This window comes from Streptomyces sp. NPDC039609 (genome assembly GCF_055596705.1).
Window position 1 is genome coordinate 23760 of record NZ_JBVIUJ010000008.1, and the last position, 19790, is coordinate 43549.

The window sequence follows — 19790 nt, forward strand, 5'->3', positions numbered from 1 at the left end:
CCTAACGAGGCCTCTCCCGGAAGCGCTACGCATTTTCCGACGCCGCTTCCGGGAGATCGGCAGGATCACCCGGGCGTACGCCCTGAAGTCGCGGAACAGGCGGCCAAGGCCGCACCGTGGAGGGTGCGGCGTCGGCTCGGAAGAGCCCGGCCTTGCATGATCATGCGGAATCCTGCATACTCTTCCTATGTCCAAGGTCCTCACCTCCCTTCCCGCCGGCGAGCGCGTCGGCATCGCCTTCTCGGGCGGTCTCGACACCTCCGTCGCGGTCGCGTGGATGCGCGACAAGGGTGCCGTCCCGTGCACCTACACCGCCGACATCGGCCAGTACGACGAGCCCGACATCGCCTCGGTGCCCGGCCGTGCGAAGACCTACGGCGCCGAGATCGCGCGTCTGGTCGACTGCCGCGCGGCGCTGGTCGAGGAGGGCCTTGCCGCACTGACCTGCGGGGCGTTCCACATCCGCTCGGGCGGGCGCGCCTACTTCAACACCACCCCGCTCGGCCGCGCCGTCACCGGCACCCTGCTGGTCCGGGCGATGCTCGAGGACGACGTCCAGATCTGGGGCGACGGCTCGACGTTCAAGGGCAACGACATCGAGCGGTTCTACCGGTACGGCCTGCTCGCCAACCCGCACCTGCGGATCTACAAGCCCTGGCTGGACTCGGACTTCGTGACCGAGCTCGGCGGCCGCAAGGAAATGTCGGAGTGGCTCGTCACCCACGGCCTGCCCTACCGCGACAGCACGGAGAAGGCGTACTCCACCGACGCCAACATCTGGGGCGCCACCCACGAGGCCAAGACCCTGGAGCACCTGGACACCGGTGTGGAGACCGTGGAGCCCATCATGGGCGTCCGGTTCTGGGACCCGTCGGTCGAGATCGCCACCGAGGACGTGACGATCGGCTTCGACCAGGGCCGCCCGGTGACGATCAACGGCCAGAAGTTCGACTCCCCCGTCGACCTGGTCATGGAGGCGAACGCCATCGGCGGTCGCCACGGCATGGGCATGTCCGACCAGATCGAGAACCGGATCATCGAGGCCAAGAGCCGTGGCATCTACGAGGCGCCCGGCATGGCCCTGCTGCACGCCGCGTACGAGCGCCTGGTCAACGCGATCCACAACGAGGACACCCTCGCCCAGTACCACACCGAGGGACGCCGGCTCGGGCGGCTGATGTACGAGGGCCGCTGGCTGGACCCGCAGGCGCTGATGATCCGGGAGTCGCTGCAGCGCTGGGTCGGCGCGGCCGTCACCGGCGAGGTGACGCTGCGACTGCGGCGCGGTGAGGACTACTCGATCCTCAACACCACGGGCCCCGCGTTCAGTTACCACCCGGACAAGCTGTCCATGGAGCGCACCGAGGACTCCGCGTTCGGTCCGACGGACCGGATCGGCCAGCTCACCATGCGCAACCTCGACATCGCCGACTCGCGCGCCAAGCTGGAGCAGTACGCCGGGCTCGGCCTGATCGGCGCCGGCCACCCCGCCATCGGCGCCGCGCAGGCGGCCGCGGCCGGGCTGATCGGCACCATGACGGAGCTGCCGGAGGGCGGCGCCGAGGCCATCGCCTCCCGTGGCGAGGTCGCCGAGGACGACGAGATGCTGGACCGCGCCGCGATGGAGTTCGGCACGGACTGACGAGCTCGAGAGAGAAGGCCGGCTCGGCGCCTTTGGCGCCGGGTCGGCCTTCTGCTTGCTCCGGGCCGACCACCCCCTGTTCCTCCTGTCATGGCATGGTCACGTTTGCGAACTGTCCGTAGCATGCGCGTCACACAGGCAACATGGTTCTCGGAGTCGGGGGTTGTCCATGGACGAGCAGCGTCAAGCCCTGCTGGCGGACGAGCTGCACGCGTGGGCCGGCGAGCGGGGCAACGTGTATCGCTCGGCGAGGGACATGGTCGTCGTCCACGGCGGTGTGACCGAACACCACCACGAGCACTACCACTCCCGTGGCGAGTCCAGGTCCAGAACGTCCTCGCCCTCCGAGGGCGAGGAGTGCCCCTACCCCGGACTGCGCGCGTTCGACACGGACGAGGCCGAGTGGTTCTTCGGCCGGGAAGCCCTCGTCAGCAGGGTCATGAACCGCCTTGAGCTTTGCGTGAGCGACCACAGCCCGCTGGCCGTCGTCGCACCCTCCGGCGCGGGCAAGTCGTCGCTGCTCCGTGCCGGGGTGCTCCCGGGGCTCGCCCAGGGGCGGCTACCGGGCTCCCGGCACTGGCCGCAACTCCTGCTGACCCCCACGGCCGAGCCGCTGGCGGCGCTCGCATCGGGCCTCGGCCGGCTCATGGACGCCGAACCGGCCCGGGTCACCGAGGAGATGGAGGCCGGCCGGCTCACCTCCTTCGTACGCGAACGGCTGGACCTCTGGCCGGACCGCCGGGTCGTGCTCGTCGTCGACCAGCTGGAGGAGCTCTTCACCGTCTGCCAGGACGAGTCCGTCCGCCGCCGCTTCGTCGACGTGCTCGCCGAGCTGACGGGTGCGGCGCCGGCCGAGGGCACGCCCGGCGGCGAGACACCCGTCGCCCTGGCCGTCTACGGACTGCGCGCGGACTTCTACGGCTCCTGCAGCGCCTTCCCCTATCTGCGCGACGCCCTGGTGGAGCGTCAGGTCATCGTCGGACCGATGAGCGACGACGAGGTCCGCCGGGCGGTGACCATGCCCGCCGAGCGCGCCCGTCTGACGCTCGCGCCCGGTCTCGTGGACCTCGTCCTGCGCGATCTGCGGGGCAGCTCCCCACGCGACGAGGGCGCGTACGAGACCGGACGGCTCCCCCTCCTCGCGCATGCGCTGCGGGCCACCTGGCTGGAGCGCAGGGGCGACACGCTGACCGTGGACAGCTACCGCGACACCCGCGGCATCGACGGCGCGGTGGCGGCCACCGCCGAGGAGGAGTTCGGGAAGCTGACCCCGTCCGCGCAGCGGGCGGCACGGCTGATGTTCCTCAGCCTCGTCAGGATCGGCGAGGACGGCGAGGTGACCCGCCGCCGACGGACCCGCGCCGACCTGCTCCTCGCCGCCGCCGACCCGAAGGAGGTGCCCGATCTCGCGGAGCGCTTCACCCGCGCCCGGCTGCTCACCCAGGGCGTGGACTGGCGGCAGGGCACGGTCGTCGTCGAGGTCACGCACGAGGCACTGCTGGGGGCGTGGCCACGACTGCACCGCAACTGGATCGGGACGGGCAAGCGCGGCATGCCGGTACGGCAGGAGGTGGAGGAGGCGGCCGTGGCCTGGGAGCGCGGCGACCGCAAGGACGCGACGACGCTGCACCGGGGGGCCAAGCTCGTGCTCGCCCGCTCCTGGGCCTCGGGAGCGAGCCCCGAGGACCTCACGCCCCTGGTCACGGACTTCCTCGCCGCCTCCGAGCGGCAGGAGCGACGGGGCCGCCGGGTCAAGCGTGGTGCGGTGGCGGCCGTCTCCCTGCTGGCGGTGCTGGCCATGGTGGCGGCAACGGTCGCGTTCCAGCAGAGCCGTAACGCCGTCGAGCAGCGCGACAACGCCATCTTCGACCGGGTCAGCGCCGAGGCGGACCGCCAGCGGGAGACCAACGGCGCGCTGGCCGCGCAACTCGACCTCGTCGCCCACCGGATGCGTCCGACGGACCGGCTGCACACACGCCTGATGACGGCGGCCGATTCGGTGCTGCCCTCGACCGTGCCGGGCGACTTCGGCACGGCTCCGTCCGTCGTGTTCGGCCCGAAGGGACGGCTGGCCACCGGCGGCGGCTCCCTGCGGTTCTGGGACGCCAGGAACACGGCCCGCCCGGTGGCTCTGGTCACCGAGCCGGGAGCGAAGGAGACGGCCGCCGCGTCCACGATCGCGTACAACGCGAAGGGTGACCTGCTCGCCCGGGGCGACGTGGACGGCAAGGTACGGCTTATTGACGTCTCCGATCCGAAGCGGCCTGTGGCGCTGAACGCACCGTGGTCGTCGACCCAGCGGGGCATGGTGATGAGCCTGCAGTTCAGCCCCGACAGCCGGACCCTGGCCGTCGCCGTCACGGACAACTCCGGCAGCGAGACGAGCGGGACCGTGTACATGATCGACGTGAGCGATCCTCGGCGGCCACGAACGGTGAGCAAGGTGGTCTCGGTCGAATGGCAGCTCATCATGTCCGTGGCCTTCAGCCATGACGGCCGCACCCTCGCCGTCACCGGGGGCACCGGGGGACCCGACGGCGACCGCAGCCTGCTCGCGCGGCTGTGGGACGTGTCGGACCCGGCCCGGCCCAAGGCGCTCGGCGACGAGCTGGGCGAGCATCGCGGCATCGTCAACAAGGCGGCCTTCAGCCCCGTCGCCGCGGTGCTGGCCACCGCCGGCGGTGACGGAAGGGTGCGGCTGTGGGACGTGTCCGACCCGCGTCGGCCGAAGTTGAGCAACACCTTGTTCCTGGGGACGTCGGCCAACGCGCTCGCTTTCAGCTCGGGTGGCCACCTGCTCGCCACCGGGGACGACGCGGGGAACATCAACGTCTGGAACGTGGCGGCCCCCGAACACGCTCGGACGATCATCCCGACGCTGCGCGGACACAACACACTCGTCAGCACTCTCGCCTTCGCGCGGACAGGACTCACGTTGGTGAGCGGCGGCGGGGACGGCAAGGTTCATCTGTGGCGTGTGCCCTCGGGCCTGTCCGTCCTGGGGGGCGGAAAGGCCGCCGAAGCGCTGGCGCTGACCGGCGACGGACAGCTGCTCGCGGTCGCTTCGGGCCCTCAGGTCACGCTGTTCGACCTCTCCGACCCGACGTACCTGAAGTACGTCGGTGGGTTCACGGGCTCCTACGGCACCGTGTCCTCCCTGGCCTTCCTGCCGCGCGGAAGCGGCACGTCGGGGAAGAACGTGCTGGCCACCGGCGGCCAGCGCGGCGACGTCCGGCTGTGGGACGTGTCGGCGCCCACTCGGCCGCTGGCCATCGGCAACTCGCTGCCGGGACAGTCGGAACCCGTCTCCGCGCTGGCCGTCGGCGCCGACGGAAGCACGCTGGTGGCGGCGTCGATGGACCTCGACGGCGGCTACGACGGTGGCCTCCGCGCCTGGAACGTGGCCGATCCGACGCGTCCTACCCCGCTCGGCGGCGAGCTCGACGAGGATGAGCTGGCGACCAAGGCCCTGGCCGTCGGAGGCGGTTCGGGCCACCTCTACTCAACGCAGGCCGTGGGCGATGTCCGGGCCTGGCGAACGGCCAAGGGGGCCGCTCCCGTACGCGACGGTCGTCAGTTCGACGCCCAAGCCGTCATCTCCCTCGACGCACATCCACGCGCCCCGCTGGTCGCGACCGGCGGTGGGGACAGCCGGATCAGGCTCTTCGACGTGTCCCGGCCGTCCTCCCCCAAACCCGTCGGCAAGCCGCCGCTCAGCGGAGGCTCGGTGTGGAGCGTCGGCTTCGCCCCGGACGGCGCCATGCTCGCGAGCGGCAACTCCATCGGCCAGATCCGGCTCTGGAACACGTCGGATCCCGCTGGCATCACGGCCTACGGTCTCCCCGTCACCGGGCACAACGCCAATGTCAACGCGCTGCGGTACACCCCACGCGGCGACGTACTGGTGACCGCCGGCCAGGACGGCACCGTACGGCTCTGGCAGACCGATCCGGCCCGCGCACGAACGATCCTGTGCGCGTCGACCCGCTCGGCGATGAACCCCGACGTGTGGAAGGAGTTCGTGTCCCCGGCCCTGCCCTACGACCCGCCGTGCGGCAAGGGACAGCGTTAGGGAAGGGGCCCGCCCTCACCCCAGTTCGACGGGTGCCCTCACCAGCGAGCCGTACTCCGTCCAGGAGCCGTCGTAGTTCTTGACGTCCGGGTAGCCGAGGAGTTCGTGGAGCGCGAACCAGGTGTGCGAGGAGCGTTCGCCGATGCGGCAGTAGGCGATGACCTCCCGCTCGGGGGTGATGCCCTTGCCCGCGTACAACTCCTTCAGCTCGTCCGCGGACTTGAACGTCCCGTCCTCGTTGGCCGCCTGCGACCAGGGGACGTTGGACGCCCCGGGAATGTGGCCGGGGACCTGGGCCTGTTCCTGGGGCAGGTGCGGCGGCGCCAGCCTCTCGCCGCGGTACTCCTCGGGGGACCGAACGTCGACCATGCGGGCGGCGGACCCGACGCTGTCGAGGACCTCACTCCTCATCGCGCGGAACTGGGGATTCTCCTGGCCGGTCACGGTGTAGTCGGTACGCCGGTGCTCCGTGACCATCCGGGTCATGCCCCGGCTCTCCAGCTCCCACTTCTTCCGTCCGCCGTCGAGCAGCTTCGCCTTGTTGAAGCCGCGCAACCGGAGGATCCAATAGGCGTACGCCGCGAACCAGTTGTTGTTGCCCCCGTACAGGATCACGGTCGTGTCGTCGGCGACGCCCGCCGCGGCGAGGAGGTCGCCGAGAGCCTCCCGGTCCAGGTAGTCGCGGCCCACCGCGGCGTGCAGGTCGGTGGTCCAGTTCCAGCCCACGGCCCCCGGAATGTGGGCGTGTTCGAAGGCGGTCGTGTCCTCGTCCACGTCGATGACGCGAACGGTCGGGTCGTCGAGGTGGGCGGCCAGCCACTCGGTGTCCACCAGGGTCTCCGGATGCGCGTAGCCATTCGTGCCCATCGTCTTCTCCGTTCTCCCGTACGCCTCGTGCGCTTCGTGCGCCTCATCCGTGCGTCGTCAGATCCCCGACACCTCCTCGCACCACCGCCGTGACGGGGACGCCGGCCCGGTCGAGCAGGCCGGCCGCGATCGTCGCCCGGCGGCCGCTCCCGCAGACCGTCCAGACCTCGCGGTCCCGCGGTATCTCGCCCAGCCGCCGGGGCAGTTCGGCGAGCGGGACGGCGTACGTGCCGGGGATGCCGCCCTCCGGGCGCTCCGGCCGGACGTCGAGCACCCACCGGTCGGCGAGGGAGCCGGCCAGGTCGGACGCGTCCGCGGTACGGAAGGAGGCCACCGGTCGGCCCGCCTCGCGCCAGGCCTCGACACCACCGACCAGCCGGCCGGCGACGTTCTCGTAGCCGATCCGCAGCAGCTGGAGCATGGCCTCCTCGGCTGCTTCGTCGGCGGGCTCCGGAGTGACGAGGACGAGCCGCGTGCCGAACGGCACGACCTCGCCGACGAGGCTCGCGAAGCGCTCGTCCAGCTCGTCGCAGAGGGAGCCCGGCACATGGCCCTCGGCGAAGGTGCGGCGGTCCCGCCCGTCGACGAGCTGTGCGCCGCCTCCGATCAGCCCCTCGACCTCGTTCACCGAGAGCGGCCGTACGGCCGGGCGTCCGCCGAGCACCTCGGGGCCCGAGCGGTTGATCGGCGCCATGTAGCGGTAGTACGGGGGGTACGGCGGCAGGCCCGAGAGCCGTTCCCGTACGAACTCCTCCTCGTCGCGGGTGCCGAGCGTGGGGTTGGTGCGCCGTTCGCGGCCCATGGTGGTGGTCCGCTCGCCGGAGACCGGACCCGCAGCGCACGAGCTGCCCGCCCCGTGGGTCGGCAGCACCCGGGTGGCGTCGGGGAGCAGCGAGAGCCGCCGCAGGGAGCGGTACTGCGCCCGGGTGAGTTCGTTCGCGCGGTCGGGACCGGACAGGTCGGTACGGCCCGCGCTGCCGACGAGCAGGCTGCCGCCGGTGAAGACGGCGGTCGGTGCGTCACCGCCGTTCTCGCAGACGAGGTAGGCGGTGTGCTCGGCGGTGTGCCCGGGTGTCTCCATCGCCCGTACGACGACGTCCCCCACGGCGATCTCGTCCTCGTCGGCGAGCGGCAGGTGGTCGAAGGCGTAGGGCGCGCGGGCCGGCACGGCGACGGTGGCGCCGGTCGCGGCACGGACCTCCAGGGCGCCGGAGACGTAGTCGTTGTGCACATGGGTCTCCAGTACGTACCGGATGCGCACCCCCTGGGTGGTACAGGACTCGATCAGGCCCCAGCTGTCGCGCTGGGGGTCGACCAGCGCGGCCTCGTCGCCGCTCACGAGGAGGTAGCTGGTGTCGCCGAGCGAGGCCGTGGTCACGGGCCGGATCTCCATCGCGTTGGCGTTCATGCCGTCACCTGCTCTCCTGTCCTTCCCTGCGCGTTCCCTGAGCGGCGGAGCACCTGAAGGGGCTCGGTCGCCGGTCGCGGTCGCCGGTCGGCCGTTGCCCGTCGCCGGTCGCCCGTCGCCTCAGACGACGACCACGTCGACCGCCGCCACCGGGTTGCAGCCGTAGCCCTGGGCGTTCCATGGCGCCCGCGGGGGCTGGGTGTCGCCGCGCGCGTCGGTCGCCCGGGCCAGCAACCGGTACCGGCCCGGCCTCCTGGGCGTCCACCGGTACGACCAGCCGGTCCAGGCGTACGGCCCGGTCGGCGGCTCCAGGTCGGCGTCGTGCCAGTCCGCTTCCCCGGCGGGCTCCTCTCCCGGACGGTCCTCGTCCTCGTGCTCGGCCCGGACCTCGACCCGTCCCACGGCCAGTCCGGCACCCGACCACGCCCGGCCGCGTACGACGGTCTGCGTGCCGCGCCGGAGATCGTCGTCCGGCTCGGGCGCGCTGATGAACGACTTGACCCGGATGGCCGCGACGGGGCCTTCGGGGATGCCCCGCGACTCGACGTACACGTACTCCTCGGCCTGGAAGACCCCGGTGAAGGGTTCCGTGACGGCCCTCGCCTCGACCAGCCACTTCACGTCGGCGACCGCGTACCGGCCGGGAACCACGAGACGGACCGGGGCGCCGTGCTCGGGCGGGAGCGGCTCGCCGTTCATATGGGTGGCGAGGAGCGTGTCCGGGTGGAGAGCCTCGGCGAGCGGGAGGCTGCGTTCGAAGGCGGCCGGGTGACCGTGCACGGTGCCGGCGTCGGCCCCGGCGAAGACGAACTCGACCGTCTCCTGTTCGACACCGGCTCGTTCGGCGACGAGGTGGAACGGAACGCCCGCGAACCGGGCGCAGCCGACCGCCCGTTGGTCCCAGGGCAGTCCCGGCGGGCGCGGGGTCATCTGGGCGCGGCCGTTGCCCGCGCACTCCAGGACGACGTCGAACTCCCGGCGTCCGAGGCGCCCAAGGGCGAGCAGCTCCTCGTAGCCGAGGGTGACCGGTGCGGTCACCGCCCCGCCGATCCGCAGCCCCCAGTCGGTGACCGCCGTCCGCGGCACCCCGAAGTGGTCCCGGACGAACAGCGCGTCCGCGGGGGTGACGCGCTCGGCCAGCGCGGCCCTCGGCGTCTGGGCGTTGTACGGGTCGGTGGTCACCGTCTCAGGCGCCCAGGCGGTCGCACCGGGCCCTCGAGGTATGGCCGATGCGGTCATGCCGGCACCTCCGTCGGGCACGGTCCCGTTCCAGCGTACGTCCGGCCGGGCCACCCCACGAGGCCGGGAAGACCGAGCCGGGCCACCCCACGAGGCCGGGAAGACCGAGCCGGGCCACCTCACGAGGCCGGGAAGACCGAGCCGGGCCACCCCACGAGGCCGGAAAGCGCGAGCGTGCCCACCGCGCCCGGCCCACCGCCCCGCGGGCCCGCGGCACCCCGGCCGGGTCCTTCGCCGCGCCCACGTCCGATTCGTACAAGACCCACGCTCCAGCACCTGCCTACGGTGCCCCCATGGACACACCACGTCTCGACGTCATCGGCCTCGTCGTCTCCGACATGGCCGCCTCGCTCGCCTTCTACCGCCGGCTCGGCCTGGAGATCCCGGCCGAGTCCGACACCGCGCCCCATGTGGAGGCCGACCTGCCCGGTGGGATGCGGATCGCGTGGGACACGGAGGAGGTCATCGCCTCCTTCGATCCCGGCTGGTCCCGTCCCCGGGGCGGCGACCGGATCGGGCTCGCGTTCCGCTGCGCCACGCCGCAGGACGTGGACGCCACCTACGAGTCGCTGGTCTCGACCGGGTACCGCGGGCACCTCAAGCCGTGGGACGCCGTATGGGGGCAGCGCTATGCCGTCGTGCTCGACCCGGACGGCTGCGGGGTGTCCCTCTTCGCCCAGTCCGAGGCGTAGGCGGACAGGGTGGTGCCCGCCATGGCCCGGGTCTCGCGCGCCAGGTGGGCCTGGTCGACGCAGCCGGCCCGGAGCGCCGCCTCGGCGTACGGCAACCCCGCCCTGACCAGGGCGAGCGCACGCTGGAGGCGGAGGATCCGCGCCAGGGTCTTGGGCCCGTAGCCGAACGCGTCCAGTGACCGCCGCTGCAGCTGCCGGGCCCCGAGCCCTACGGCCTCGGCCGTCTCGGCGACCGGCCGGCCCGCCTGGAGCCGCCGTACGACCGCCCGGAGCAGCGGGTCGGGGGCCGGGGCTCCGGCGGCCCGGCTCAGCGCGAGTGCCTCGAGGACCGCCGCGGGGTCGGGGGCGTCCGCCACCCGCTCGGCGAGCCGTCGCGCGCTCGCCCCGCTCCACAGCGCCCCGAGCTCGACCCGCCGGTCGCGCAGTTCGCTCGCCGGTATGCCGAGCAGCGCGGGAGCGTCTCCGGGTGCGAAGCGGATCCCGGCGTAGCGGCTCGCCCCGCTCTCGGGGACGTGCGCGACGGTGTCGGGTCCCGCGACGAGGAGCCGGCCGTCGCACCAGATCACATCCATGCAGCCGTCGGGCAGGACGGGCACGGGTGGCGCCCCCACCTGGGTGGTGAGGGTCCAGAGGAAGGCGCCGTCCAGGCGCGCGGGACGTTCCTCGTACACGCTGCCGAGGGTAGTCCGCCGGACACGCCTCCAGGAGTGGGAGGTCGCGCCCGGTCGGCGTACCAGGGCGGGCGCTCCGGCGGGCCGGGGCCGAACCTGGAGTCATGCACCTGCCCAGAGTGGTCGTGGCACCACCGGACAAGCGTGGCCTGCGACCGGTCCGCCTGGGTGATCAGGTGGTCGGCGCGGCCTGGTCGGCGCGCGAGCTGAGGGAGATCCTCGTCCGCGAGGGCTTCCCAGGGGACATGGATCTCGACGACCGCGCGCTGATCTGCTGGCGGGAAGCCGGTAGCGACACCTGGCCCGACCGGAGGCGCAAGAGACTGGTGACCGCCGCGGTCATGGCGGCGGGCCTGGTCATGTCGGGGGCCGTCCTCATCATCGTCGGCAGCGAGGACGCCTTCGGGGCGCTGACGTTCGCGTCGCGGGTGACCGGCTTCCTCTTCTTCCTCGCGGGCCTTCTCCAGCTGGCGGCCGCCCTCGGGGTGCGGGACTACTGGGGCAAGCGGAACCTGCGGTACTCCGGGCTGCTGGTCCTGGTGGGCGTTCTCATCGCGCTGCAGGTCCACACCATGCTTCTGACCCTGTGGTTCGAGGAGATGGAGTTCACGCCCTGGGTCTTCAGCTACATGCCGCTGTCGCTCTGGGCGGTCTGGGCGACTTGGACCGTCATCCGGGAGAAGGCCTGGCAGGGCATCCCGCACCCCAGGAAGGTCGCCGCGGGCGTGCTCGCGACCGCCCTGCTCGCCGCCGCGAACTTCGCCTACTCGGCGGCGTACCAGCCGTACGCGGCACACGTCCAGGTGACGCTCAGCGCCAGGTTCGGCAAGCCGGAGCTGGACCCGAGGGAGCCGGTGATCCATGTCCCGGTGACCTTCTCCCTGCAGAACACGGGAAGGGTTCCCGTCAACGTCATCGCCAGCGTGTTCTGGGTGAAGGGCAGAACGTCGGACTTCGCCGGTGGCGCGAAGGAGCTGGCAGGGACGAAGGAGGACGTGGCGGGGGGACAGGACAGTGAGCTCTACGCCGGGTTGCCGACCTGGCGTGTGCTCGACACGGGGCTGATCGTCGTTCCCGGGGACTGGTTCGACCCGGGGACGGGGCAGGTCGAGAACGTGGTGGTCCAGGTGCCCAAAGGGGCCGACTACGAGAGCCTGGAGGTCGACGGGGACATCACCGTGCTGAGGAGGGACCGGGGAAGGGTCGACCGTGCGTTCGTACGGCCCCGGTACTCCTGGGTGAAGGGGGCGACGGACATGGTCGAGTGCCCGGCGGCGTGCGGGGACTACGTCTTCTACATGGGCGAGCTGACCCACAACAACAACATCATCAACGTGACCCGGAGGCAGCGCTATGTCGTCGCGATCCGGCTCCTGGGCGAGGATTCGAAGATGTACGCGGCCGTCTCGCCGCTCAATGCCCACGGGAAGGTGTCCGGCGTGAATCTCGATCCCGAGGCGAAATACGGAGTCGAGACGATCCGGACCGGAACCGTCGTCATCCCCTTCGCCACGGTCCTCAGGACCGCCACCTGAGTCCCCGCCCCGTCCTCCTCGCTGCCCCAGTCCTCCTCGCTGCCCCGGTCCTCCTCGATGCCCCAGTCCTCCTCGATGCCCCAGTCCTCCTCGATGCCCTAGTCCTTCTCCCAGCCCGAGTGCAGCCGCGACTTGACGTCGTCCGGCGGCAGGAACCGGGACCAGCGCTCGGGGAACTCCGACGGCATGTCCGGGTCGTCCTCGTCCACGTCGTCCGCCTCCGCGCGCAGCCGGGCGACGAGGTCGGCGGCCTGGGCGGCGCGGGCGCGGTCGCTGGCCTCGCGGGCCGCGGCGGTGGCGACGGAGGGCCAGACACGGTCGATCGCGGCGTTCACCGCCGCGCCGACGAGCACGGCGAAGGCCGAGATGCCGATCCAGAGCAGCACCGCGATGGGCGCGGCGAGGGAGCCGTAGATCGTGGGTCCCTCGACCTGGCTGGTCAGGTAGATCCGCAGCAGGAAGCTGCCGAGCACCCACATCCCGAGCGCCACCAGCGCGCCCGGGATGTCCTCGATCCATGGGGAGCGGACCGGGACGGACACGTGGTACAGCGTCGTCAGGAAGGCGATGGAGAGCAGGATGACGACGGGCCAGTAGAGGACGGCGACGACCTCCGTGCCCCACGGGATCAGCTCCACCACCCGGTCCGGGCCGACGACGGCGAGCGGCAGGACGACCGCGCCGATGAGCAGCGCCACGATGTAGAGCAGGAAGGCGAGCAGCCGGGTCTTGACGATGCCGCGGTGCCCGTCGAGCCCGTACATCACGGTGATGGTGTCGATGAAGACGTTCACGGCGCGCGAGCCGGACCAGAGGGCGATGGCGAAGCCGAGCGAGATGAGTTCGGGGCGTTTGCCCTGGGTGACGTCGTCCAGGACGGGTTTGGCGATGTCGCGTACGCCGCGGTCGGAGAGGACCGTTCCGGCGGCGCGGAGGATGTTCTCCTGGATGCTCGCGACGGTGTCGGTGTTGGTCCAGTCGTCGGCGTAGCCGAGGAGGGCGATCAGACCGAGCAGCAGCGGGGGAAGGGACAGGAGGGTGAAGAACGCCGCTTCGGCGGCGAGGCCGAGGATGCGGTACTCGATGCACGAGTTGACGGTGTCCTTCAGGAGCAGCCAGACCATCTTCCGCTTCGAGACGTTGCGGTAGAGGACTCGCGCCCGGTGGAGTCTGCCCACGGGCCGCCGCTCGGGTGTTTCGTTTGCTGCCTGCACCTCCTTACCGTATCGGCATGGCAGCCACCACCCACACAGTGACCAACCAGGCTCCGCCCCTGGTCGGATACGACGCGTACACCTCCGACCGGCCTCTGGCGGAGGCCGTCGAGCGTCATCTGGCGCCGGAGGTCTTCGCGGAAGCGCGCGAGGAGCTCGTGGGCCAGGGCCGGTCCGTCGGGTCGGCGCAGGCGCAGGAGTGGGGGGCCCTCGCGAACGGGAATCCACCGCTGCTGCGGACGCACGACCGGTACGGGAACCGGATCGACGAGGTGGAGTTCCATCCCTCGTGGCACCGGCTGCTGGGACGGTCGGTGGCCGCGGGTCTGACCGATGCCTGGGGCCGTCCGGGTGGTCATGTGCGGCGGGCGGCCGGGTTCATACTGGCGACGCAGACCGAGGCGGGGCACGGCTGCCCGCTGTCGATGACCCATGCCGCGGTGCCCGCGCTGCGGACGGAGCCCGCGCTCGCCGCCGTCTGGGAGCCGCTGCTGACCTCGCACGTGTACGAGGAGGGGCTGCGGCCGCCCGGCGAGAAGGCGGGGGCACTCCTCGGGATGGGGATGACGGAGAAGCAGGGCGGCAGCGACGTACGGGCGAACACGACCGAGGCGCGGCCGCTCTCCGGGGCCGGCGAGTACGTGCTGACCGGGCACAAGTGGTTCTGCTCGGCGCCGATGTCGGACGGCTTCCTGGTCCTCGCCCAGGCTCCGGAAGGGCTGAGCTGCTTTCTGGTGCCGCGGGTCCTGGAGGACGGTACGCGCAACGCGTTCGCGATCCAGCGGCTCAAGGACAAGCTGGGGAACCGTTCGAACGCCTCCGCCGAGGTGGAGTTCGACGGGACGACCTGGGCGCGCCGGGTCGGGGACGAGGGACGCGGGGTCCGCACGATCATCGGGATGGTGGCGGCGACCCGGCTCGACTGTGTGCTGGGCTCGGCGGCGCTGATGCGGCAGGCGCTGACGCAGGCCGTGCACCACACCGCGTACCGCGGCGCGTTCGGCGGTCCGCTCCTCGACAAGCCGCTGATGCGCAATGTGCTGGCCGATCTGGCGCTGGAGTCGGAGGCGGCGACGGTGCTCGGAATGCGGCTCGCGGCCGCGTACGACGCCGATACGGAGGCAGAGCGCGCTTTCCTGCGGATCGCCGTGCCGGCGGCGAAGTACTGGGTGACGAAGCGGTGCGTGCCGACGGTGGCGGAGGCCCTGGAGTGCCTGGGCGGCAACGGCTATGTGGAGGAGTCGGGGATGCCGCGGCTGCTGCGCGAGTCGCCGCTCAACTCGATCTGGGAGGGCTCCGGCAATGTGCAGGCGCTGGATGTGGTGCGGGCGTTGCAGAGGGAGCCGATGGCGCTGAACGCGTTCCTGACGGAGGTCGGCAAGGCGCGGGGCGCGGATCACCGGCTCGACGGGGCGATCAAGGGCATGCTCACCGAACTGGCCGATCTGGACGGGATCGAGGGGCGGGCCCGACGGCTCGCGGAACGGATGGCGCTGGTCCTGCAGGGTTCGCTGCTGGTGCGGTGGGCGCCGGCGGAGGTTGCGGACGCGTTCTGTGCCTCTCGGCTGGGCGGCGACCGGGGCTCGGCGTTCGGGACGCTGCCGACCACGCTGGATCTGCGGGCGGTGGTGGAGAGAGCGCGCGTGGAGGCCTGAGCCCTCGGGCGCACGCCCCCGGCGCACGCGAGTAAAGCTGAGCCGCGCGCGCCAGGGGTGGACCCGGAAAGGGTCGGCACGCGCGGAAAAGCCGAGGGTGGTGCTGCGCCGACACGGCACCACCCTCCGCTCGCACCACCCTCGTGTACGAGAGCGGTTGCGGCCAGAGTTGCACAGGGTTGCAGGATTACACGAAACGCGCTCTGCCGGACGGCAGCGAGCGGCACGATGGGCATCACGACCCGGGAACGCGGCAGAACCGATACAGCAACGCGGGTGGCTGGGAGAGACCGATGAAGAACACTCAGCTCAACAACACTCGGCTCGACATGAAGCGACTGGCCGCCATGGACGCCACCCAGGCGACCCGACTGCTGCACCGGGTCCGGGAGGAGACGCTGGCCGGCCGCAGGCCGCCGATCGCGCCCCGCCCGGTCATCGACGCCTCCTGGCAGCGGATGTTCCGGCTCGGTCTCGACCCGGACCAGACCACGAGCAGTGTCCTGCTCCAGCGCGACGAGCTCGAGGAGCGGCGGCGGTCGACGGTGCTCGGCGAGGTGATGCGCACGCTGAGCACCGGGCTCGCGGGGATCGCGGACGCCTCCATGCAGATCATGGTGGTCACCGACGAGCAGGGCCGGGTGCTGTGGCGCGAGGGCAACTCCTCGGTGCTGCGCCAGGCCAACGGGATCTGTCTGGAGGAGGGCGCGGCCTGGTCCGAGCACACCACCGGCACGAACGCGGTGGGGACGGCGCTGGCGATGCGTCGGGCGGTCCAGGTCCACTCGGCCGAGCACTACGTCCAGACGCTCCACAACTGGACCTGCGCCGCGGCGCCGGTCCACGATCCGCGCGACCAGCGGCTGTTGGGGATCGTGGATGTGAGCGGTCCGGCGTCCAGCTTCCATCCGGCGACGCTGGCACTCGTCGGCTCGGTGGCGCAGCTCGCCGAGGCGGAGATGCGCGACCGTCATCTGCGGTCGATCGAGCGGTTGCGCTCGGTGGCCGCGCCGATCCTCTGCCGGGTGGGCGGCCGGGCGGTCGCGGTGGACACGCACGGCTGGACGGCGGCGGTGACCGGGATGGCGCCGGTGGACCGGCTCGCGCTGCCGAAGTCCTTCCGCGCGGGGCGCACCTGGCTGCCGTCGCTGGGGATGTGCTCGGTGGAGCCCCTGCCGGGCGGCTGGTTGCTGCGGATCGATGAGGAGACCCGGGCGGCGGCTTCGGACGCGCGGGCGCCGAGCCGGGTGGTCCTCGATCTGAGCCGGCCGCGCCGCTGGACGGTGGCGGTGTCGGGGGCGGCGGGCAGCTGGACGCAGGAGCTGAGCCCGCGCCATGCCGAGCTGCTGTACGTCCTGGCCCTGCACCGCGACGGGCGGACGGCGGCGGAGCTGGCCGAGGACGTGTTCGGCGACCGGACGAGGACGGTGACGGTACGGGCGGAGATGTCGCGGGTCCGCCGCAACCTGGCGAGCGTGCTCGCCCACCGCCCGTACCGCTTCAGCGAGGAGGTGGAGGTCGAGATCGTCCCCCCGGCCCACCCGGCGGACCTCCTCCCCCACTCGACGGCCCCGGCGGTCCGGACCTCCCGCACGGGGCCGTGACGACCCGCGCGTAGGGGATGCCGCTCCGCGGTGAGCCGCGTCAGACCGCCGTGGCGAGATCCTCCGCCCGGGGCGGATTCGCCCCGCGTACGGCGCAGGTGGCCGCCGCGACCGTCATGCCGAAGGCGACGGCCTCGTCCAGGCTCTTCCGGTCGAGGGTGCCGAGGCGGCCGCCGAGCGCTCCGGTCTCGTGGAGGCGGTGGAGCAGGCCGGCCGTGAAGGCGTCGCCGGCGCCGACGGTGTCGACGACGTCGATCTGCGGAGCCGGCTGCCGGCTCCGGACGCCGTCGTACGAGACGAGGGCGCCGGCCCCGCCGAGGGTGACGACGACGAGCGGGACCCCGGCCCGGTGCCAGGTGTCGCAGGCGGCCTCGGGGGTGGTGCCGGGGTGGAGATGGGCCAGGTCGTCCTCGCTCAGCCGGAGGATGTCCGCCAGGGCGCACCAGCGCGGGAGGCGGGTGCGGTAGCGGTCGGGGGCGACGAGCAGCGGGCGCACATTGGGGTCGAGGGAGAGCGTGGTGGTGGGGCGCAGTTCCGCCAGCAGGTCCTCGACGGCGGCGGCGCCCGGCTCCCGTACGAGCGCGAGGGAGCCGGTGTGCAGGCAGGCGGCGCCCAGCCGGGACACGGCGGCGAGTTCCGCGCGGGTCCACTGCCAGTCGGCGGTGGCCTCCGCGTGGAAGGAGTACTCGGCGGCGCCGTCGGGGCCGAGCCCGGCGACGGCGAGGGTGCTGGGTTCGGTGGCGTCGGGGCAGAGGTCGATCCGGACGCCGGACTCGGTGAGCCGGCGGCGGAAGAGGCCGCCGAAGACGTCTCCGGAGAGACGGGCCAGGAAGTGGGTGGGGGTGCCGAGGCGGGCGAGCGCCACGGCGGTGTTCGCGGGCCCGCCGCCGGGCAGTACGTCGAGCCGGAGACCCGGGCCGTCGGCCCGGGTGGGGGCGACGAAGGCGTCGGCGACGCATTCGCCGAGTACGGCCACGGGGCGGCGGGGCGCGGTCATGCGGATTCCTTCCGGATGAGGTCAGTCGGGCAGGACGCTGGAGCCCAGCGGGGTCAGGGAGGCGCTCTTCAGACGGAGGCGGCCGGTGTCGGCGACGAACTCGACGGCGGTGGACTCGCGGTAGCGCGGGTACACCCGGGCGGTGAGGGCGGCGCCGTCCCCGGTGAAGACCTCGACGGAGGAGCGGTCGACCAGGATGTCGAGGGAGAGGGTGGAGTCGGCGCCGGGTGCGACCTGGGTGGTGTACGTCGCGGCAGTGCCGTAGCCGGCGTCGGTGGTGTCGAGGGTGAGGGTGCCGGTGGACTTGCGGTACCGCAGCACGGTCGCCTCGGCAGCGGACGCCTTGAGGCGGACGGTGACGGTGTCGGAGGTCGTCGCCTCCAGGTCGAGCACCGCCTTCACTCGTACGCTGTCGCCCTGGCCGATGCGCCACTTGCCGTCGACGGTCCTGTCCTTCACGGTGGTCGTCCTGCCGGTGGCGAGTGACGCGAGGGCGGCGACGGGCCGTTGCCCGAGACGCCCGTCGGCCGTGAGGAAGAGTTCGCGGTGGAGGGACTGGGCACCGGCCCAACCACCCACTCTGGTGGGCTCCTTGGCGTTCCAGTCGCTCATCCAGGCGGTCATCAGCCGTCGCCCGGCGTCGTCCCGGTAGCTCTGCGCCGCGTAGATGTCGCCGCCGCCGTCGAGGATCCCGTGCCGTTCCGCGCGGAATCCGCTGCCGTCGTACTCGCCGACGGCGTAGCGCTGGAGGGACTGTCCGCCCTCGTTGGTGGAGTAGAGCAGGACCCACTTCCCGCCGAGCGGGAACAGATCGGGGCACTCCCACATGGCGCCGGTCGTGCCGTCGCCTTCGGCGAGGACGCCGCTGTACGTCCAGGCGCGCAGGTCGTCGGAGGTGTACAGCTGCACCTTCCCCCGTCCGCCGTCACCCGATCCGACGACCATCCTCCAGCGCCTGTCGACCGGGTCGCGGAAGAGTTTGGGGTCACGGAATCCGGCGGACGAGCCGGGCGGTGCCTGGGTGATGACCTCGGTGCCGGGGGTGAAGGTGACGCCGTCGGTGCTGGTGGCGATCGCTACGGTCTCGGGGGTGGCACCGGGGTGGGCTCCGGTGTCGGTCGACTTCGTGTACGCGACGGTCAAGACGCCGTCGTCGTCGACGGCACTGCCGCTGAAGATGCCGCTGTTGTCGGTGGGCGTCGCGGGTGGCGGCGGGGTGAGGGCGACGGGGAGGTCGCGCCAGCGGACGGCGTCGGGGCCCTCGGCGTGGGCCCAGTGCATCGGCCCCCACTTGGGTGCGTCGGGGTAGTACTGGCTGAAGAGGTGGTGGCGGCCGCGCCACTGGATGACGCCGTTGGGGTCGTTGATCCAGCCCTGGTAGGGCGTGTAGTGGAACTGCGGGCGTAGGGGGTCCGCGGTGAAGTCCCTTGTGCTGGTGGGCTGACGGGCCTGGCCGAGGGCGCGGAAGGTGAGGCCGTTGCCGTCCCGGAGGGCGGCGTCGCCGGTGCGTACGTCGTCGAGGTTGAGGTGGCCCCAGCCGCCGGTCTTGCGGTCGACGACTTCGAGGTGGACGCGCTGGCCGCGCCAGGCCGCCGTGTCCCAGAGGATCCGGACGTACGCCTCGTCCTCGGGGCCGGTCTGCTTGAGGAGCTGTGTGCCGTCGCTGTCCCTGACCAGGGCGACGTAGAGGCGTTCGGGGTCCCAGCCACCGCCGATCAGGAAGCTGATCCGCGAAGGGGCCGCGAACGAAGAGGAGTTGAGGGTTCCGGTGGCGTCGTCGCCGGCGGCTGCGTAGCCCCAGAGGTGGTGGCCGCCCCGGTGATGGAAGGGGCCTCCCCAGTAGGTGTCGGTGGTGGTGACGGCGGCGGGGCCGAAGGCGGTGCCTTCGGTGATCGTCCAGCCGGTGAGATCCCCGGTGTCGAAACCGGGGTTGACGGGACCGGTGGCGAGGGGGCGGGGGGGTGCGGGTGGTGCGGCGTTCGCGCTGATGGGAGCGGACGCGGCGACGAGCAGGGCCGCGAGGGCGATCATGCGCGGTGCTTTCCAGCGGCTCATCCGAAAGCCTCCGTTTACCAACTCGTGACGAGTGAAGGGCATTGACGTTGCTCGCGGCGGAGTCCATCATCCTGGCGAGTCGATGTCAACGTTGACATAAGTCAACGTTGACACCCCTGCGTCCCTTGAGGAGCCGCGC

At 72.1% G+C, this 19790-nt stretch carries 13 protein-coding genes; 6 read left to right on the top strand and 7 right to left on the bottom strand.

Annotated features, from left to right (window positions below; translation table 11 throughout):
- The first annotated feature begins 187 nt into the window (after positions 1–187).
- A complete protein-coding gene (gene argG, locus ACZ561_RS24060) occupies positions 188–1642 on the top strand; it encodes an argininosuccinate synthase (protein ID WP_470998658.1) in 1455 nt (484 codons plus the stop codon).
- A gap of 169 nt (positions 1643–1811) precedes the next feature.
- Positions 1812–5714, top strand: a complete 3903-nt coding sequence (locus tag ACZ561_RS24065; protein WP_470998661.1) for an nSTAND1 domain-containing NTPase — start codon at positions 1812–1814, stop codon at positions 5712–5714.
- A gap of 15 nt (positions 5715–5729) precedes the next feature.
- Here ACZ561_RS24065 and ACZ561_RS24070 read toward each other — a convergent pair whose 3' ends face one another.
- From ACZ561_RS24070 to ACZ561_RS24080, 3 genes are all read right to left on the bottom strand, one after another.
- Positions 5730–6581 (bottom strand): sulfurtransferase, encoded by an 852-nt coding sequence (locus ACZ561_RS24070; protein WP_470998664.1) that lies wholly within the window; start codon positions 6579–6581, stop codon positions 5730–5732.
- Between the two features lie 43 nt (positions 6582–6624).
- Positions 6625–7989 (bottom strand): MBL fold metallo-hydrolase, encoded by a 1365-nt coding sequence (locus ACZ561_RS24075; RefSeq protein WP_470998667.1) that lies wholly within the window; start codon positions 7987–7989, stop codon positions 6625–6627.
- 120 nt (positions 7990–8109) lie between these two features.
- Positions 8110–9228, bottom strand: a complete 1119-nt coding sequence (locus ACZ561_RS24080; RefSeq protein ID WP_470998670.1) for a molybdopterin-dependent oxidoreductase — start codon at positions 9226–9228, stop codon at positions 8110–8112.
- A 293-nt stretch (positions 9229–9521) separates the two neighbouring features.
- On the opposite strand from ACZ561_RS24080, the gene ACZ561_RS24085 reads away from it, so the two are divergent.
- On the top strand, positions 9522–9920 hold the full coding sequence (locus ACZ561_RS24085) for a VOC family protein (protein WP_470998673.1): 399 nt from the start codon (positions 9522–9524) through the stop codon (positions 9918–9920).
- Here ACZ561_RS24085 and ACZ561_RS24090 read toward each other — a convergent pair.
- Positions 9857–10591: a helix-turn-helix domain-containing protein gene (locus ACZ561_RS24090; protein WP_470998676.1), complete on the bottom strand. Its 735-nt coding sequence runs from the start codon at positions 10589–10591 to the stop codon at positions 9857–9859. The genes ACZ561_RS24085 and ACZ561_RS24090 overlap by 64 nt on opposite strands.
- A gap of 104 nt (positions 10592–10695) precedes the next feature.
- Here ACZ561_RS24090 and ACZ561_RS24095 point away from each other — a divergent pair, with 104 nt between their 5' ends.
- Positions 10696–12126, top strand: coding sequence for a hypothetical protein (locus ACZ561_RS24095; protein WP_470998679.1), 1431 nt, complete (start codon positions 10696–10698; stop codon positions 12124–12126).
- A 98-nt stretch (positions 12127–12224) separates the two neighbouring features.
- Here ACZ561_RS24095 and ACZ561_RS24100 read toward each other — a convergent pair whose 3' ends face one another.
- On the bottom strand, positions 12225–13340 hold the full coding sequence (locus ACZ561_RS24100; RefSeq protein WP_470998682.1) for a YihY/virulence factor BrkB family protein: 1116 nt from the start codon (positions 13338–13340) through the stop codon (positions 12225–12227).
- A gap of 17 nt (positions 13341–13357) precedes the next feature.
- Between ACZ561_RS24100 and ACZ561_RS24105 the strand changes: the two genes are divergently transcribed.
- A complete protein-coding gene (locus ACZ561_RS24105; protein ID WP_470998685.1) occupies positions 13358–14995 on the top strand; it encodes an acyl-CoA dehydrogenase family protein in 1638 nt (545 codons plus the stop codon).
- 329 nt (positions 14996–15324) lie between these two features.
- Entirely contained in the window at positions 15325–16599 is a 1275-nt protein-coding gene (locus ACZ561_RS24110; RefSeq protein ID WP_470999323.1) for a helix-turn-helix domain-containing protein, read from the top strand.
- Positions 16600–16639: 40 nt separating this feature from the next.
- Here ACZ561_RS24110 and ACZ561_RS24115 read toward each other — a convergent pair whose 3' ends face one another.
- A complete protein-coding gene (locus ACZ561_RS24115; RefSeq protein WP_470998688.1) occupies positions 16640–17596 on the bottom strand; it encodes a carbohydrate kinase family protein in 957 nt (318 codons plus the stop codon).
- A 21-nt stretch (positions 17597–17617) separates the two neighbouring features.
- Entirely contained in the window at positions 17618–19651 is a 2034-nt protein-coding gene (locus ACZ561_RS24120; RefSeq protein WP_470998691.1) for a glycoside hydrolase family 32 protein, read from the bottom strand.
- Positions 19652–19790: the final 139 nt, after the last annotated feature.

Bases quoted from the DNA above. Each gene is read 5' to 3' on its own strand.
- ACZ561_RS24105 (WP_470998685.1), top strand. From the start codon at position 13,358: ATGGCAGCCACCACCCACACAGTGACCAACCAGGCTCCGCCCCTGGTC.
- ACZ561_RS24075 (WP_470998667.1), bottom strand. From the start codon at position 7,989: ATGAACGCCAACGCGATGGAGATCCGGCCCGTGACCACGGCCTCGCTC.
- ACZ561_RS24115 (WP_470998688.1), bottom strand. From the start codon at position 17,596: ATGACCGCGCCCCGCCGCCCCGTGGCCGTACTCGGCGAATGCGTCGCC.
- ACZ561_RS24085 (WP_470998673.1), top strand. From the start codon at position 9,522: ATGGACACACCACGTCTCGACGTCATCGGCCTCGTCGTCTCCGACATG.
- ACZ561_RS24120 (WP_470998691.1), bottom strand. From the start codon at position 19,651: ATGAGCCGCTGGAAAGCACCGCGCATGATCGCCCTCGCGGCCCTGCTC.
- ACZ561_RS24095 (WP_470998679.1), top strand. From the start codon at position 10,696: ATGCACCTGCCCAGAGTGGTCGTGGCACCACCGGACAAGCGTGGCCTG.
- argG (WP_470998658.1), top strand. From the start codon at position 188: ATGTCCAAGGTCCTCACCTCCCTTCCCGCCGGCGAGCGCGTCGGCATC.
- ACZ561_RS24065 (WP_470998661.1), top strand. From the start codon at position 1,812: ATGGACGAGCAGCGTCAAGCCCTGCTGGCGGACGAGCTGCACGCGTGG.
- ACZ561_RS24110 (WP_470999323.1), top strand. From the start codon at position 15,325: ATGAAGCGACTGGCCGCCATGGACGCCACCCAGGCGACCCGACTGCTG.
- ACZ561_RS24080 (WP_470998670.1), bottom strand. From the start codon at position 9,228: ATGACCGCATCGGCCATACCTCGAGGGCCCGGTGCGACCGCCTGGGCG.
- ACZ561_RS24070 (WP_470998664.1), bottom strand. From the start codon at position 6,581: ATGGGCACGAATGGCTACGCGCATCCGGAGACCCTGGTGGACACCGAG.